The organism is Hydrogenoanaerobacterium saccharovorans (assembly GCF_003814745.1).
Taxonomy (GTDB): Bacteria; Bacillota; Clostridia; order Oscillospirales; family Ruminococcaceae; genus Hydrogenoanaerobacterium; species Hydrogenoanaerobacterium saccharovorans.
In genome coordinates, this window is record NZ_RKRD01000001.1 from 1501471 (window position 1) to 1517281 (window position 15811).

17 protein-coding genes are annotated in these 15811 nt (G+C 41.7%); 4 read left to right on the top strand and 13 right to left on the bottom strand.

From position 1 onward, the window contains the following. Positions 1 to 12: 12 nt before the first annotated feature. The 9 genes from rseP to EDD70_RS07070 all read right to left on the bottom strand — a co-directional run bounded on the left by rseP (position 13) and on the right by EDD70_RS07070 (position 7747). Positions 13 to 1041: an RIP metalloprotease RseP gene (rseP, locus tag EDD70_RS07030; RefSeq protein WP_092751596.1), complete on the bottom strand. Its 1029-nt coding sequence runs from the start codon at positions 1039 to 1041 to the stop codon at positions 13 to 15. A gap of 39 nt (positions 1042 to 1080) precedes the next feature. Beyond that, positions 1081 to 2229 carry a 1-deoxy-D-xylulose-5-phosphate reductoisomerase gene (locus tag EDD70_RS07035; RefSeq protein WP_092754473.1) on the bottom strand — a complete coding sequence of 383 codons (1149 nt, stop codon included), beginning with the start codon at positions 2227 to 2229 and terminating at the stop codon, positions 1081 to 1083. A gap of 121 nt (positions 2230 to 2350) precedes the next feature. Further along, positions 2351 to 3196, bottom strand: a complete 846-nt coding sequence (locus EDD70_RS07040) for a phosphatidate cytidylyltransferase (RefSeq protein ID WP_092751594.1) — start codon at positions 3194 to 3196, stop codon at positions 2351 to 2353. Next, the gene (locus EDD70_RS07045; protein WP_205408578.1) at positions 3193 to 3918 is read right to left on the bottom strand and encodes an isoprenyl transferase; all 726 of its coding nucleotides are present in this window, start codon (positions 3916 to 3918) and stop codon (positions 3193 to 3195) included. The genes EDD70_RS07040 and EDD70_RS07045 overlap by 4 nt, the downstream gene beginning before the upstream one ends. Before the next feature lie 51 nt (positions 3919 to 3969). Continuing rightward, positions 3970 to 4524 (bottom strand): ribosome recycling factor, encoded by a 555-nt coding sequence (frr, locus tag EDD70_RS07050; protein ID WP_092751590.1) that lies wholly within the window; start codon positions 4522 to 4524, stop codon positions 3970 to 3972. 58 nt (positions 4525 to 4582) lie between these two features. After that, entirely contained in the window at positions 4583 to 5287 is a 705-nt protein-coding gene (pyrH, locus tag EDD70_RS07055; protein WP_092751588.1) for a UMP kinase, read from the bottom strand. Positions 5288 to 5530: 243 nt separating this feature from the next. Then, entirely contained in the window at positions 5531 to 6457 is a 927-nt protein-coding gene (gene tsf / locus EDD70_RS07060; RefSeq protein ID WP_092751586.1) for a translation elongation factor Ts, read from the bottom strand. A 99-nt stretch (positions 6458 to 6556) separates the two neighbouring features. Beyond that, the gene (gene rpsB / locus EDD70_RS07065; protein WP_092751584.1) at positions 6557 to 7297 is read right to left on the bottom strand and encodes a 30S ribosomal protein S2; all 741 of its coding nucleotides are present in this window, start codon (positions 7295 to 7297) and stop codon (positions 6557 to 6559) included. A gap of 165 nt (positions 7298 to 7462) precedes the next feature. After that, positions 7463 to 7747: a YlmC/YmxH family sporulation protein gene (locus EDD70_RS07070; protein WP_092751582.1), complete on the bottom strand. Its 285-nt coding sequence runs from the start codon at positions 7745 to 7747 to the stop codon at positions 7463 to 7465. A 157-nt stretch (positions 7748 to 7904) separates the two neighbouring features. On the opposite strand from EDD70_RS07070, the gene sigG reads away from it, so the two are divergent. The 3 genes from sigG (at position 7905) to EDD70_RS07085 (ending at position 11065) form a co-directional block, all read left to right on the top strand. Next, entirely contained in the window at positions 7905 to 8675 is a 771-nt protein-coding gene (gene sigG / locus EDD70_RS07075; protein ID WP_092751580.1) for an RNA polymerase sporulation sigma factor SigG, read from the top strand. 317 nt (positions 8676 to 8992) lie between these two features. Beyond that, positions 8993 to 10072, top strand: coding sequence for a PfkB family carbohydrate kinase (locus EDD70_RS07080; protein ID WP_092751578.1), 1080 nt, complete (start codon positions 8993 to 8995; stop codon positions 10070 to 10072). A 39-nt stretch (positions 10073 to 10111) separates the two neighbouring features. After that, positions 10112 to 11065 carry a pseudouridine-5'-phosphate glycosidase gene (locus EDD70_RS07085; protein ID WP_092751576.1) on the top strand — a complete coding sequence of 318 codons (954 nt, stop codon included), beginning with the start codon at positions 10112 to 10114 and terminating at the stop codon, positions 11063 to 11065. A gap of 58 nt (positions 11066 to 11123) precedes the next feature. Here EDD70_RS07085 and EDD70_RS07090 read toward each other — a convergent pair whose 3' ends face one another. From EDD70_RS07090 to EDD70_RS07100, 3 genes are all read right to left on the bottom strand, one after another. Next, entirely contained in the window at positions 11124 to 12788 is a 1665-nt protein-coding gene (locus EDD70_RS07090) for a bifunctional metallophosphatase/5'-nucleotidase (protein ID WP_162840781.1), read from the bottom strand. Between the two features lie 78 nt (positions 12789 to 12866). Next, positions 12867 to 13598, bottom strand: a complete 732-nt coding sequence (gene sigE, locus EDD70_RS07095; protein WP_092754469.1) for an RNA polymerase sporulation sigma factor SigE — start codon at positions 13596 to 13598, stop codon at positions 12867 to 12869. A 70-nt stretch (positions 13599 to 13668) separates the two neighbouring features. Then, on the bottom strand, positions 13669 to 14601 hold the full coding sequence (locus EDD70_RS07100) for a sigma-E processing peptidase SpoIIGA (protein WP_092751572.1): 933 nt from the start codon (positions 14599 to 14601) through the stop codon (positions 13669 to 13671). A 256-nt stretch (positions 14602 to 14857) separates the two neighbouring features. Between EDD70_RS07100 and EDD70_RS14915 the strand changes: the two genes are divergently transcribed. After that, positions 14858 to 15013, top strand: coding sequence for a hypothetical protein (locus EDD70_RS14915; protein WP_162840743.1), 156 nt, complete (start codon positions 14858 to 14860; stop codon positions 15011 to 15013). Between the two features lie 317 nt (positions 15014 to 15330). On the opposite strand, the gene leuD is transcribed toward EDD70_RS14915, so the two are convergent. Then, on the bottom strand, positions 15331 to 15804 hold the full coding sequence (gene leuD, locus EDD70_RS07110; protein ID WP_092751568.1) for a 3-isopropylmalate dehydratase small subunit: 474 nt from the start codon (positions 15802 to 15804) through the stop codon (positions 15331 to 15333). Between the last annotated feature and the right edge of the window lie 7 nt (positions 15805 to 15811).

Here is a 15811-nt window from a genome sequence, read left to right on the forward strand (position 1 = left end):
CTGCGTAAACTGCTATTTAAAGAACAAGCGCGTAATGTCGTTAAACGTCACAAACAGCATGAGACCAAGTAATAAAATCATACCTGCTGTATGCACATAGTTTTCGTACTTTGGCGGTACAGGCTTACGAAAAATTGCCTCGATACAAAGAAACAGCAGTTTTCCCCCGTCAAGTGCAGGTAGCGGCAACAGATTGAATACACCAAGGTTGATTGTGATAAACGCAACCAACATCAGTAAAGGGCGTAACCCCATAGAAGATGCCTGGCTGATTACCGCTGTAACTCCTACCGGACCGGACAACTGATTAACCGAGAACTTGCCTGAAATTAAATCGCCTAAACTAATCCAAACCATTTTAGCAATGGAACCCGTATAAAATACCCCATTGTAAGATACATTGAAAAAGTTTTTTTCCATCGGATAGACAGTAAAATCAATGTAAACAGAATTGGTTCCATCAGGGTTTTTGGTCATTTGAAACGGCACTTGCAGGTTAAGCAATTCATTGCCTCTTTTTATCTGCATATCTACACGGGCATCTTCATCACGAACCAGACCAAAAACAATGTCGTTGTCGATATGCACGCGCGAGCCGTTAATTTTCAGTATTTGGTCACCCACCTGTAACACAGAATTGCTGACAGGCTGTGGCTGAAAGTTAGATATGGTAGTAGTACCAAGGGTTTGCTGCATGCCCAGCACAATGAGCACCACAATAAACCCCAGCAAAAGGTTCATAACCCCGCCTGCTGCCATGACGATAAAGCGTTTCCATATCTTTTGCTTATGAAAGGAGCGTTCATCATCGCTCTCCTCATCTTCACCATCCAGTGCAACATAGCCTCCTAACGGAAATGCACGCACCGCATAGGTGGTTTCTCCTTTGGTAAATTTAAAAAGCGCAGGCCCAAAACCTATCGCAAAATCATTTACCTTCATGTTAAAAGCTTTTGCAGAGAGAAAATGACCAAGTTCATGGACAAATACAAAAGCTCCAAAAATTAAAATTGCCAGCAATATTGTACCTACAGTATTCACTTGCTTTCACAACCAATCCTTCTCTAATTACAGACGGGGTTAATCGGCATTTTGCAGAACAAAATCACGCGCAAGCCGGTCTGCACGAAATACATCATCCAAATGGTAGTGTTCCATTGGGCAGTCAATTTCATTCAATGCACGCCGCACCAATTCTCCAATCTTTAAAAATGGAATTTTGCCGGCTAAAAACAGTTTTACAGCTTGCTCGTTTGCACCATTTACCACTGCAGGGTACAGCCCGCCGCGGGTAATTGCCTCGATGCAGGCAGCCAAGCACTCAAAGGTTTCCATATCCGGTTCGTAAAATGTAAGTTTGGCAATATCTTTAAGCGACAAACGAGGTACCTCACAAGGAAAACGCTTAGGATATGTAAGTGCATATTGAATAGGAATTTTCATATCGGGTAAACCGAGTTGAGCAATGACTGAGTGGTCGGCAAATTCTACGGCAGAATGTACAATGCTTTCGCGCTGAACGACTATTTCGATATTCTTGGGGGATACTCCAAACAGCCATACTGCCTCTATAACCTCTAAGCCTTTGTTCATCAGTGTAGCGGAGTCGATAGTGATTTTTGCGCCCATACTCCAATTCGGGTGATTCAACGCATCCGACAGCTCTACATTTTGCAATTCATCGCGTTTTTTACCAAAGAATGGGCCACCCGAAGCGGTGAGGATGATTTTTTGAGGTTTGCAATGCCCTTCAAAACCGCTGAGACATTGAAAGATTGCAGAATGCTCACTGTCTACAGGAAGGATACGCGCATGTCTTTTCTCCGCCAGCTCGGTTACCAATTTGCCCCCTGCTACAAGGCTTTCTTTGTTTGCAAGAGCAAGGTCATGACCTGCCTCAAGTGCTGAAAGAGTTGGTTTTAAACCTGCAATACCCACAATTGCGTTGAGCACAATATCGTTTTGTGGTAGCGCTGCTATTTTACACAGCCCTTCAACACCATATAAAACTTTTATCGGTAGGTCTGCAATACGACGGGTAAAACGGTTGTAAGCTGCCTCATCTGCCAAAACGGCATATTGGGGGCAAAACTCTCTTACTTGTGCTTCAAATTGATCAATAGAGCTATTTGCGGAAAGAGCAACAATGTGATAACCCATATTCTTACACACTTGCAGGCTTTGTACGCCAATTGAACCGGTTGAACCTAATATCGTAATCTTTTTCAATAACGTCACCTTCAAAAAAATAGTGCCACGCGTTGCCGCTTTGCGGAGAAAATCGGCCTGTTGAAGCCTCCCATTCACACCGCCCGCCGCCCAGCCTGGCACAATTTTTTAATTCCTTCTATTATCTTACAATCTTAAAGAGTTCCACATACTGGATATACATAAATACAGTTGGTGCTACAAATAAAACGCTGTCAAAACGATCCATAACACCGCCGTGGCCGGGCATAATGGAACCGAAATCTTTAATCCCGCATTGGCGTTTGATGACAGACGCAGAAAGATCCCCTAAAATACCAGCAAGCGATGCTAACGGCGCAAGGCAGCCCAGTGCAATATAATTTATCTGGATTACAGTACCAAACATACTTTTAGCAACACTAGTGTACAGTATTGCTAAGACAAAGTAACAAACAATATTGCAGATGATACCGCCGATTGCACCCTCAATTGTTTTTTTAGGGCTGATATTGGGAGCCAATTTATGCTTACCAAATTTACAGCCCACAAAATACGCGCCGGTATCGGTAAGCCAAGCACCACCCAAAGTAATAAGCAGATATAATATGCTAACCGACATTTCGTAGCGATTATGAATAAACAGCAACGTAGAAAAGGAAAACGGTATCATCAGCGCAAAGAAAAATGCCAGACCGATTTGCTCGACATGCAATGTGCTGTGATAACGCAAAAGCACCAAAAACATTAAAAAAGCATACGTTCCGCAAATAAGAGCAAGTTGATTGGAAAGATGTTTCATTTGCATAAAGGGCATTAGGATGGAAAACGCAAGGCATAAAGCAAAAAGCTCTTTATACTGTGTTAATTTTGCTGCTTTGAATAGCTCATATATCGCCAGTACAATCAGCAGTGTTACGGCTAGATTGAAAACAACAGTCTCATAAAAAAACAAAACAAAACCCAGTACAAAAAGCCCGAGAACTGCAGAAACTATGCGCTGCTTCATTCTAACACACCCCCAAATCTTCTGCTGCGTTTGGAATACTCCCAAAGTGCCGAATTAAGGTCATCCGTTGTAAAATCCGGCCACAGGATATCCATAAAAACATATTCGGAATATGCCGATTGCCAAGCAAGAAAATTGGAACTGCGTTTTTCTCCGCTCGGTCTGATAATGACGTCGGGATCAGGGATATTTGCAGTATAAAGATGGTTCGAAATGCAGGTTTCGTCAATATCTTCAACAGCAAGGCTGCCATTTTGCACCTTGCGGGCAATTTGCTGCACCGCATTACGAATTTCATCTCTACCCCCGTAATTAATAGCCATACAGACCGTAAGTGCAGTATTATTGCGGCTACCCTGCTCTGCTTCAAACATTAAGGAACGAAGATCGTCATCCAACACGGAACGGTCACCTAAAAATAAAAGCTTGATATTCTCATCCTTGTATTTTTTGGTGTCACGCAAATATTGCTTTAACAAACTCATCAATTCACGTACTTCGCTTTCGGGCCGACTCCAGTTTTCCGTAGAAAATGCGTAGACTGTGAGGTAGCGTATACCGATATCACGGCAGTAACGAGCAATTTCGCCAAACACATTTGCGCCTTTTTTATGCCCAGCAGAACGGGGCAAACCACGCTTTTTTGCCCATCTGCCATTTCCATCCATAATAATACCTATGTGCTGCGGCAGATACTCAGGTTGTAAAAATTCCTTCTTCAACAGCCGGTTTGCCCCTCTTTCATTTCTATGTTACAACAAAAAAAGATATGTTTAGATCTCCATAATCTCTTTTTCTTTATTTTCACACATTTTATCAATATCTTTAATGTATTTGTCGGTCAGTTTTTGAAGGTCATCTTCATATATTTTTAAATCATCCTCGGTAATTTCTGTTGATTTCTTCATCGCTTTGTATTTTTCATTCGCATCGCGGCGGATAGAACGAATAGCAATTTTGGCTTCTTCACCGTATTTGCTTACCTTTTTGCTGAGTTCTTTTCTGCGCTCCTCGGTAAGCGGAGGGAACATCAAACGAATTGCAGAGCCGTCGTTGTTGGGATTGATTCCGATATCGGATGCCATAATCGCTTTTTCAATTGATTTAAGTGTGGATTTATCCCAAGGCTGAATCAAAAGCATCCTCGGCTCGGGAACCGAAACTGCTGCCATGGAGCTTATAGCTGTGGGCACACCGTAATAGTCCACCGTAACCTTATCAAGAACAGCGGCGGTTGCCCTGCCTGCACGAATACCTGCAAAATTGTAGTTCAAAGAATCAAGTGTTTTTGTCATTTTTTCGTCATAGGGCTTTAGATGAGCTTTCATAGTGATACCTCCGTATATAAATTTATGTTAATATTTTTATAGCAGCAACGGCTGCTTGTTATTTTACAAGGGTGCCGATAGTCTCGCCTTGGATGGCGCGGACAATGTTATGCGGATCATCCACACTGAATACAAGAATGGGGATGCTGTTATCGCGGCACATTGAAGCTGCCGTACTATCCATAACGCCCAATTCTTGTGTTAAAATTTCAGCAAATGTGAGGTTATCGTATTTTTTAGCATCTGCGTTTTTCATAGGGTCACTGTCGTACACACCGTCAACCTTAGTGGCTTTCATAATAATATCTGCATCAATCTCGGCAGCACGCAAAGAAGATGCTGTATCGGTAGAGAAATAGGGGTTTCCTGTGCCGCAACCAAAAATAACCACTCTGCGCTTTTCTAAATGGCGCAATGCTTTACCTCTTACGTATGGCTCAGCGATTGCCTGCATGCTGATGGCTGTTTGCACACGTACATCAACACCCAATTGCTCTAAAGCATCTGCAAGTGCAAGCGAATTGATAACTGTAGCAAGCATGCCCATATGGTCGGCTCGGGTTCTGTCCATTTTTCCACTGGAGCGACCACGCCAAAAGTTACCGCCACCAACGACAATACCTATTTCAGCGCCTAAGTCCCAAGCATCCTTTATGCTGGCACAAATTTTCAGTACAGTATCAAAATCAAGTCCGCTTTTTTTCTCTCCCGCAAGGGCTTCACCGCTTAGTTTGAGTAAAACCCGTTTATATTTTATAGCCATTGGTTGTTTCCTCCATATAGTTTGTTACGACTGCAAATTTTTAATCCAATTTTTATTGAACATATCTCTTTATATTTTACAATAACCACACCTTGATGTAAAGGGTTACCGATAAATTTAACAGTGAAGTACAATTTTGTTCTGTTATATTCACTAATTTTTAATAAATAATGCTGTTTTACTTCACTCGCAAAAAAACAGGGCGCAAATTTCTCTGCGCCCTGCGTTTAAGCAATAAGGGAATTATTTCATCATGCTGGCAACTTCATCTGCAAAGTTGTCTTCTCTCTTCTCAAGACCTTCACCTTTTTCAAAACGTACAAAGGTGTTGATTGCAATAGAACCACCGAGAGCTTTTGCAGTATCTGCAACAAACTGACCAACGGAAATATCGCCGTTTTTGATGAAAGACTGGTCAACAAGACAGTTCTCTTTGTAGAACTTCTTGATTTTACCTTCTATCATCTTCTCGATAACCTGAGCAGGTTTGTTTTTTGTTTTCTCATCATTCTGGATTTGAACCATCATGATTTCTTTTTCTTTTTCAATTATTTCTGCAGGAACAGCTTGCTCATTGAGATAAGCAGGTGTGATTGCAGCAATTTGCATAGCAACGTCTTTTGCCATCTCTTTAAATTCGGGTTTTGCACCTGTTGCAGCGTCTGTATCAAACTTAACCATTACGCCGATTCTGCCGCCGCCATGTACGTAGGTAACCAGTTCACCCTCGAATCTTGCAAAACGACGAATTTTCATGTTTTCGCCAATGGTAAGAATTTTTTCTCTCAGCTCTTCCTCAACGGTTGTGTCCATACCGGATGCTTTGCAAGCAAGAAGTGCCTCTACATCGGCAGGGTTCTGCTCTGCAACAGTTTTAGCGCAATTCTCAACAAATGCTGTGAATTTTTCGTTTTTAGCAACGAAATCGGTCTCAGCGTTCACTTCGATTACAACGCCGACTTTTTTAGCCTCGTCAACATAATCGAGAACAACACCCTCTGCAGCGATACGACTTGCTTTTTTAGCAGCAGCAGCAAGACCTTTTTCACGGAGAAGCTCAATAGCTTTTTCCATCTCGCCGTTTGCCTCAGTCAGTGCTTTTTTACAATCCATCATTCCGCAGCCGGTTCTTTCACGAAGCGCCTGCACGTCTTTTGCTGTAAAAGCCATATTATATTCCTCCTGTATTATACTACTGTATTTTTTATTCTATTACTTTAAAAATGCCCGGGCGAACGGCACGGGCATTTTGGGTTGTATTATGCGAAATTATTCAGCGTCGTTCTCAGCAATTTTCTCTTCAGCAGATGCGTCTGCAACTGCTGTGCTGCCCTGTCTGCCTTCAATGATAGCATCTGCCATTGTCTGAGCAATCAGTTTAACAGCACGGATAGCATCATCGTTACCAGGGATAACGTAATCTACTTCATCTGGGTCACAGTTGGTATCAACAATAGCAACAACGGGAATGCCCAGTTTTTTAGCCTCTGCAACAGCAATTTTTTCTTTGCGGGGGTCTACAACGAACATTGCGCCGGGGAGCTTTTTCATCTCTTTGATGCCGCCCATGAATTTTTCGAGTTTTTCAATCTCAAGCTCGAGTTTGATAACCTCTTTTTTAGGCAAACGGTCAAAAGTACCGTCTTCTTCCATTTTGCGAAGTTGAGCAAGACGAGCAATTCTGCGCTGAATGGTTTTAAAGTTTGTAAGCATACCGCCAAGCCATCTTGCGTTTACAAAATGCGCACCTGCACGCTCTGCTTCTTCTTTAACGGAATCACCTGCTTGTTTTTTGGTACCTACGAACAGAACTTCGCCGCCCTCTGCAGATACTTCACGTACAAACATGTAAGCCTCTTCAAGTTTTTTAACGGTTTTCTGCAAGTCAATGATGTAAATACCGTTACGCTCTGTAAAGATGTACTGTGCCATTTTAGGGTTCCAACGTCTTGTCTGATGTCCAAAGTGAACACCGGCCTCAAGAAGCTGTTTCATGGATACTACTGCCATAATAAATTTCCTCCTTCGGTTTTTACCGCCGTCTGCCCGATTCAAATCCTTACCACCATCTGCAAAAAGATGGCACCATGCGCGGATTGCGGACAAACGTGTGTGTTTATTTTCGCTGTGTTAGTATACCATAGTTATCCTAATTTTGCAAGGGCTTTGCAGCATTTATTGCATAAATTTTTCAAAGAATCTTTTTCTTTTTTGCGTACTTTTATTATCGCAGCATACCAATACAGTATCTTCTCCGATTACTTCTATATTATCCCAAGGGATAATGATATCATCCTCCCTGCCGAGCAAACCAAAGCATCTTGGCCGCCCATAAATAACAATGCACAATACACGTGCCGAGCAAGTGTCAATCTCAATATCATTAACACATCCCAATCGGCACCCGTCCTTGATGTTGATTACGTCGCGGTAACGCAGATCAGCCACTCTGCAATGCATAACAACACCTCGCCTTTCCTATCTATAGTGTATGCCGAAACCAGGTTGACCTATGAAAATATTTAGAAACAATTGGAAAGCGGTTTTTAATGCATTACTTTTTGCACACCCGCCAATACTTTTGAGCAACAAGATAAAAGAATGGGGCTGTGTGTGAATGTATCTGAACAAGGTTGAAATCTGCGGGGTAAACACTTCGAAACTGCCAACTTTAAAAGAAACGGAAACTCGCGAACTGCTTGCAAAAGCTCAGCAAGGAGATAAGAATGCGCGCGATAAGTTAATTCAGGGCAATCTAAGGCTAGTATTGAGTGTTGTGCAAAAGTTCTCGAATCGCGGGGAAAATATGGATGATTTATTTCAGGTAGGTTGCATTGGGCTGATTAAATCAATTGATAATTTTAATCTTGACTTGGATGTGCGCTACAGCACCTATGGAGTTCCTATGATTATAGGCGAGATTCGACGCTATTTGCGCGACAACAACGCGATTCGTGTAAGCCGCTCTTTAAGAGATACAGCCTATAAGGCAATGCAGACCAAAGAACGCTTAACCAATTTATATTCAAAAGAGCCTACTATTGAGCAAATTGCTGAAGATATGGGAGTTAAAAAAGAAGATGTTGTTTTGGCACTGGAAGCAATAGTAGAACCTGTTTCTCTGTTTGAACCTGTATATTCCGATTCAGGCGATACAATTTATGTAATGGACCAAGTGGGGGATAAAAATGATGACAGCAACTGGCTGGATGAAATTTCGTTGAAAGAGGCAATTACAAACCTCAATGATAGAGAAAAACGAATTTTATCGCTGCGTTTTTTTCAGGGAAAAACCCAAATGGAAGTTGCTTCAGAGGTTGGTATTTCTCAGGCACAGGTAAGCCGCCTGGAGAAGGGCGCTTTATCAAAAATAAAAAAACAAATCTGAAGCATGTTAAAAAATACATGCAGTAGCAAAATATAGGGATGCTGTAGTAACGCAGATGGATGTGAGATATTTCATTTGCTTTCAGCGTCCCTTTATTATTTATAAAGGCAACTTGCATTTATAGTTCATCTTCATTTAAGGTCCGTTTTCAATCCAATTTTGCTTGTTTTTAAAAATTCAGTTCCTATATGTTTAGTTATAATAAATATTAATTTATATATTTGTTTAAATTTTATATTGATAATTTATAAAAATGAGGTTATAATTAAACAAAAGATTACTGTAATAAACTTATGTTTAGGAGGCGAATTTCTTTGATGACCGAACGGGAGCGCCAGTTGCTTAACTGGATTGAAGAAAACCCTTTGATTTCACAGCAAGAACTTGCACAGCGCGCAGGCATCACCCGTTCTTCGGTAGCTGTACACATCTCTAATCTGATGAAAAAAGGATTGATTCAAGGGAAAGGGTACATTGTGCAAACAAGCCCTTATGTGGTGGTTGTAGGCGGTGCAAACATTGATATTTATGGGTACCCAAATGCGCCTCTTATTCCGCGCGATTCCAATCCCGGTACAGTTAGTATGGCACTTGGCGGCGTAGGGCGAAATATAGCACATAATCTTTCGCTGCTTGGCGAGAATGTAAAGATGATAACCGCAGTGGGCGAGGATTTGTATGCACAGCAAATTGCCCGCAGCTGCCGTGAACTGGGCATTGATTTAACCAACTCGCTTACAATCCCCAACGAAGCAACGTCAACCTATCTTTTTATTTCAAACCATATGGGAGATATGGAACTTGCTATTTCGGATATGGATATATACAAACACATAACGCCCGAATATCTTTTACGCAAAATTGACGTAATACGCAATGCACGTATTTGCGTTGCAGATACCAATGCCCCACAGAAGACGTTGGAATATTTAGCCGAAAATTGCGGCTGCCCCCTGTTTGTGGATACTGTATCTACTGTAAAAGCAACAAAACTGCAAGGGATACTGGATAAAATACATACAATAAAGCCCAATCGTTTAGAAGCCGAACTATTAACAGGCATTGCTATTACAGACAACCATTCGCTTAAAAAAGCAGCACAGCACTTTATAAAATTAGGTGTTAAACAGGTGTTTATTTCGCTTGGCGCAGAGGGCGTTTACTGTGCCGATAAAACCACAAGTGTACATCTGCCCTGCTACCCTTCTGAAGTTGTAAACACCACCGGCGCCGGAGACAGTTTTTTAGCCGCGCTTGCTTGGGGGTATTTAAACGGATTATCTTTGGAGGATTCTGCGCGAGCGGGTCTTGCGGCATCCAGCATTTGCGTAGCAAGCAAGGAGACAATCAGCCCGCATATCAGCACAGAAAACATTCTCTCTGTCATGAATCAATAGCAGTTTTAATAGATTATCTGAATAAAAGGAGACGAGGATATGGAAAATTTCAAAAATTATCTTGAGATTTCTGCTGAGGTACAGCAGGCACTTGATGCCGGACAACCTGTTGTCGCGTTGGAATCTACGATTATTTCGCATGGTATGCCCTACCCACAGAATGTTGAAACGGCGCTTAATGTAGAAAAGATTGTGCGCCAAAACGGAGCCATTCCCGCGACGGTTGCTATTATAGGCGGCAAATTAAAAGTTGGTCTTTCTAAACAAGAGATTACCCATCTGGGAAAAAAGGGGCTTGATGTAATTAAAGCAAGCCGACGTGATATGCCCATTCTTGCTACAAAAGGCGAAGACGGTGCCACTACGGTAGCCGCCACGATGATTATTGCAGCTTTTGCAGGAATTTCGATATTTTCCACCGGCGGTATAGGCGGGGTTCACCGCGGTGCCGAAACCACCATGGATATATCGGCAGACCTTGAAGAACTTGCAATGACACCTGTTATGGTGGTTTGCGCAGGGGCCAAATCGATTCTTGACTTGGGTTTAACACTGGAATACCTTGAAACAAAAGGGGTTGCAGTATTGGGATATCAAACAAAAGAACTTCCCGCTTTTTACACCCGTGAAAGCGGATATTATGTGGATTATCGGATGGATTCTCCTGCCGAAATTGCAAGTGCTTTTAAAACAAAACAAGACTTAGGGCTAAAAGGCGGTATGCTGGTTACCAATCCAATACCACAGCAATATGCTATGGAACATGATTACATTACAGCAAAAATAGAAGAGGCAGTAAAAGAAGCGAATCAGCTCGGAATCAAAGGCAAAGAAACAACGCCGTTTTTGCTGGATAAAATTAAGCAAATCACCTCTGGAACAAGTTTGGAAGCAAATATTCAGCTCGTTTATAATAACGCAGCATTGGCAGCTCAGATTGCAGTGCAGCTATCTCAAATGCAGCATGCATCTTCACTGACATTTGATTTGTAATATAGGTAATATAAAAACGCCCCAAGATTTTAAATCTCGGGGCGTTTTATTTTGTTGATTATTTGCGTTTATTATGGACGATGGCCTGGGATGCTGCAACTGCAAGAAAAAGTATCCCCATAGTGATTGCGCCGTAAGAACTGCCGGTAGACGGATTTGTGGATGTGCTGATTGTAATTCTGCCAAGCGCAGGAGCTGTGATTGTCCCCTGTTCTGCTATGTACTGCGCAAGCGCCTCATCCTCTGCACCAAGTTCGCGGTAAACAGGCAAAGGCTTAAACATTTCGTATCCGTCACCGCCGCTTAACAAAAAGTTGGAGCCGGATATTGTAAGCTGTGTTGTATTATCCTTCAAGTCCAAATGCATTCCATTATCCAGCGTAATGTCTACAATGCGGCTGCCTGCAGGCAAAGTGGGGTTGTATGTATACTTAAAGCCTGAAACCTGCGGGAATTTACCCTGTGCTGATGCCTCATGGTCGATGGAGCCGTTCTTATTTAAAATAATACCGCTGACTCCATTTTCAAGTGCTGATTTAAGGATTACAGGTGTTACTTTCTTTACCTGTACATTATTGCCGAACGGCAACACCGAGATAACATCACCTTTTGTAAGTGTACCTTCTTTGATGTCTGCACGAGCAGACCCGCCGTTGCAAATGGTGATATCAGCTTTTGCATAGGCACGGTTGCTGTCTGCAAGTAAGCTGCCCAAAGGTGCCTCTTGTGTACGTAAGCCCGGTGCTCGTTCTGCCGAAAAACTACTGCCCGATTTGCCTACAACCTGATCGAGAACTGTTTTTTGTTCAGCAGTGATATCTGTAAGCATCTTTTGAACATCCGCTTTGGGCTGAATCTGTTTTAATAAGTCTGCACCGGTCATCAGAGTTGCTTTTTTAGAGGTAACTTTACCGGATTTATCTACGATGAGTTCAATTTTACCTAAATTATTTTCATAGTTCCCGGTTTGAGCAATGAGGGTGTTTTTTACAGTGTTGCCTTTCTCTAAAACAGTATGGCTGTGCCCGTCAATGATGACATCAATACCGTCTGTTTTTTGTGCCAAAGCCTGCGATGTGGTAGCACCATTTTCTACAACACCAAGATGCGCGATTGCAATAATAACCTGAGCACCTTGTTGTTTTAAAGAAGATACACGAGCTTTCGCGGTATCGACGGCATTTTCAAAAGTTAAACCTTCCACGTTGCTTGGCATAGTCATGCTTTTGGTTTCTTCTGTTGCAAGACCCAAAAAGCCTATTTTAACGCCATTTATGGTTTTAATATCGGTATCATCAAAAATACATTTACCGTCTTTTGTAACATTGGATGCTAAAATTTTAAAGCTTGCTTTGTCTTTTAGTTCCTGCAGGCGCTGATACCCATAATTATAATCGTGGTTACCTGTAGTCATATAATCGTAGCCGGCTTTACTCATCAGCATAATTGCATCTTCGCCTTTATTGATCGTTGCTATAGGAAGACCATGAATTGCATCGCCTGCATCAATCAGAATACTGTTAGGAACACTGTCTTTAACAGCTGCAATGCGGTCAATGCCAACGATGCCGTTTTTTTCATCACCAACAAAACGACCATGCTGATCGTTGGTATGAAAAATGGTGATGGTAGTGCTGTTGTCTGCTGCAAATGTACATACAGACAAAGGTACTAACGCCAGTACCGCAACTAGGAAAAGAGCAACAATTTTCTTCATTTTCATTTCCTTCATCCTCCTGTAAAATTATGGAGATTCGCTATTTTCTATTCTAACACGTCCAAAAGAAAAAGTCGAAAGTTTTTATACAATTCTTTCCAGTTCTTTTTTCAGACGTTTTATAATACGTTTTTCTAAACGCGAAATGTAAGATTGAGAGATGCCAATCATATCTGCAACCTCTTTTTGGGTATGCTCTATCCCATCAAGCAAGCCAAACCGCAGCTGCATAATATTTCGTTCTCGTTCAGAAAGACGATTGACCGCCTCGTGCAAAATGCTTTTTTCAACATCACTTTCTATGTTTTTGTTCACGCTGTCGCTCTCTGTACCGAGTATATCCGATAATAGCAGTTCGTTTCCATCCCAGTCAATATTAAGCGGCTCATCAATAGAAACCTCATTTTTCAAACTTTGCGTCTTTCGCAGGAACATAAGAATTTCGTTTTCAATGCATCGTGAAGCATAGGTTGCAAGTTTGATGTTACGGCTGGGACAGAAGGTGTTTACTGCCTTAATAAGCCCAATTGTACCGATAGAGATAAGATCTTCTACACCGATGCCTGTGGATTCAAATTTTCGCGCTATGTACACCACCAATCTGAGATTATGTGTGATGAGCACTTGCCGCGCGCTGCTGTCGTTATTTTCAAGCCCGGTGAACACAACCGCCTCCTCTTCGCGAGTTAACGGTGGCGGCAGACTTTCAGGCCCATTGATGTAGAAAACCTTTCCGCCGAGTTCTAACGCGCTAATAAGCCGCCAAAGCCATGTTCCCTTGAATTTTTGACATCCGATTGTTAGAAGCCTTTCCATTACCACTACCCCTTTTGCGATTATTCCGCTATATATAAAGATTTTTGATTCCATATAAATGTCTGCTGATTTAACATCTGAGCCATCCATTTAGTTTATCTGTTTTATTTTTGTAAGATTGCTCAAGCGGCATCATTTCTGAATTAAGCAACAAATCATAGTCGCCCTTGCAAAGCTTTTGCCGTGAAACAGCAACGTAAACATTTTCTACCTGATAACTAAGATTACCACTTTGCAGTATCATGCGATCAGGGATAAACGCAGGCAAAATTCCGCTGAATCCCACAGCAGTATAAGGAATCAGCTTGAATTTGTTGCCTGTATGTGTCGATATCAAGCGTTCTAAATGATCAGTCTGTTCGATTGGAGTTGAAAAAATATCAACCATACTGCTTGGCAAAATAGGATGGATTGCCTCAAAATCACATACTACAACAGGATATCCTGTGTATACGTCTTTGAGCGTATTCCCCGTATCAAAGAAGCCTGTTAGTAAAATTTGTTTTTGCCCAAGTTCAATGGTGACATAATACATAGTGGTATCCGCTCCTTGTTTTTTATATAATCTTGTAAAAATTTCTGTAGCTCCGTAAGCAATTGCTGTAAAGCCTATAAGCATTACAGCTGATATATTAAAGTAGACTATTCCGTTATTAAACAGCATACCTTTGGGAGTAATCACAAGCCAAAGTGCAAGCATTAATCCTGCAAAAATAAAGTTTACGGTAAAAAAAACAAGGTATTCTTTTATGTATTGTTTCGGACTGATATACCGAAACGCAATGCGCACCATTGCCGCGGAAATAATCAGTTTTGATGCAAGCAAAACCCAAGGCGGCAACCCTCGCGCAAATAAAACCAAAGCATAGATTGCACCTAAAAAACTTGCTAAAAACAGCCGTAACCGCAATGGCTTTCTTTGACAAAATCGGCATGTGGCAAGTATTAAAAAATAGTTTACAATTAGATTAATGCAGATAAGGATATCTACATACACAACCATTTTTCATCCCCCTCTGCCTGTTTGTCTGTCTTGTCTGTTAGCGATATTTTTAGTATAACGGGTGCGAGCCTTTAATTTTAGTCGCTTATCGTCGCATAAAAATGTCTTTTTGAGTCGCTTAGTGGTAATCCGTTTTCGAACCATTTGAAAACCGTTAGCATAGACTGTTATTGTCCCCCAAAGGATAAAAAAACAAGTACGTGAAACGGAGATGGATTATTAATGTGTAATTTGTTTGGATCTTGCGGATGTATTGGTGGCTGTGGCAACAACTGCGGTGGCTGCGGCAACAACTGCGGCGGCTGCGGTAACAACTGTGGCGGCTGTGGCAACAACTGTGGCGGCTGTGGTAACAACTGCAATGGTTGCAGAAATGGTTGCCGTTGCAGAAATTCTTGTGCCAGAGCGTTAGCTGAAGAAGTTTTAGAGCAACCGTCATGCGGATGCAGAGATAAAGATAAAGATAGATGCGAAAATTGCAGTAACAGGCTTTGTCGGGAACTCGCAGAAGAAGTTTTGGGATCACGTTGTAGAAACAGATGTAATAACGGCTGCAACAACGGGTGCAATAACGGCTGCAACAACGGGTGCAACAACGGGTGCAATAACGGGTGTGGGTGTGGTTTTTTCCCCGGTTTTTGCTGTTGCTAAAATGGATAAATAATTAAAGCGAATGATGCATAAAATAAAAAGAAAAGGTGTGCTCTTTTAAGAACACACCTTTTCTTTTTATTTGCCAATCCAATTCATTAAACCGCCTGCTTGAATAATTTCTTTGATAAACTGCGGGAAAGGCTGACCTTGATAGTTTTCATTTTTAGTATGGTTGGTTATCAATCCAGTATCAAAATCTATCGTAACCTCATCCGCTACCTCTATTCGTTCACAGGCTTCTCTACATTCCAAAATTGGCATACCGATGTTAATGGCATTGCGGTAGAAAATACGAGCAAAACTGATTGCTATAATGCACGATATTCCATTTTCTTTAATCACCATAGGTGCGTGCTCACGCGATGAACCACAACCGAAATTAGCTCCGCCTACAATAATATCTCCGTGAAGTACATTTTTCGCAAAATCTATATCAATATCTTCCATACAATGAGTGGCTAATTCCTTGCGGTCCATAATATTTAGAAATCTTGCAGGAATAATTACGTCGGTATCAATGTTATCGCCGTACTTAAACACTTTTCCCATTTTGCTT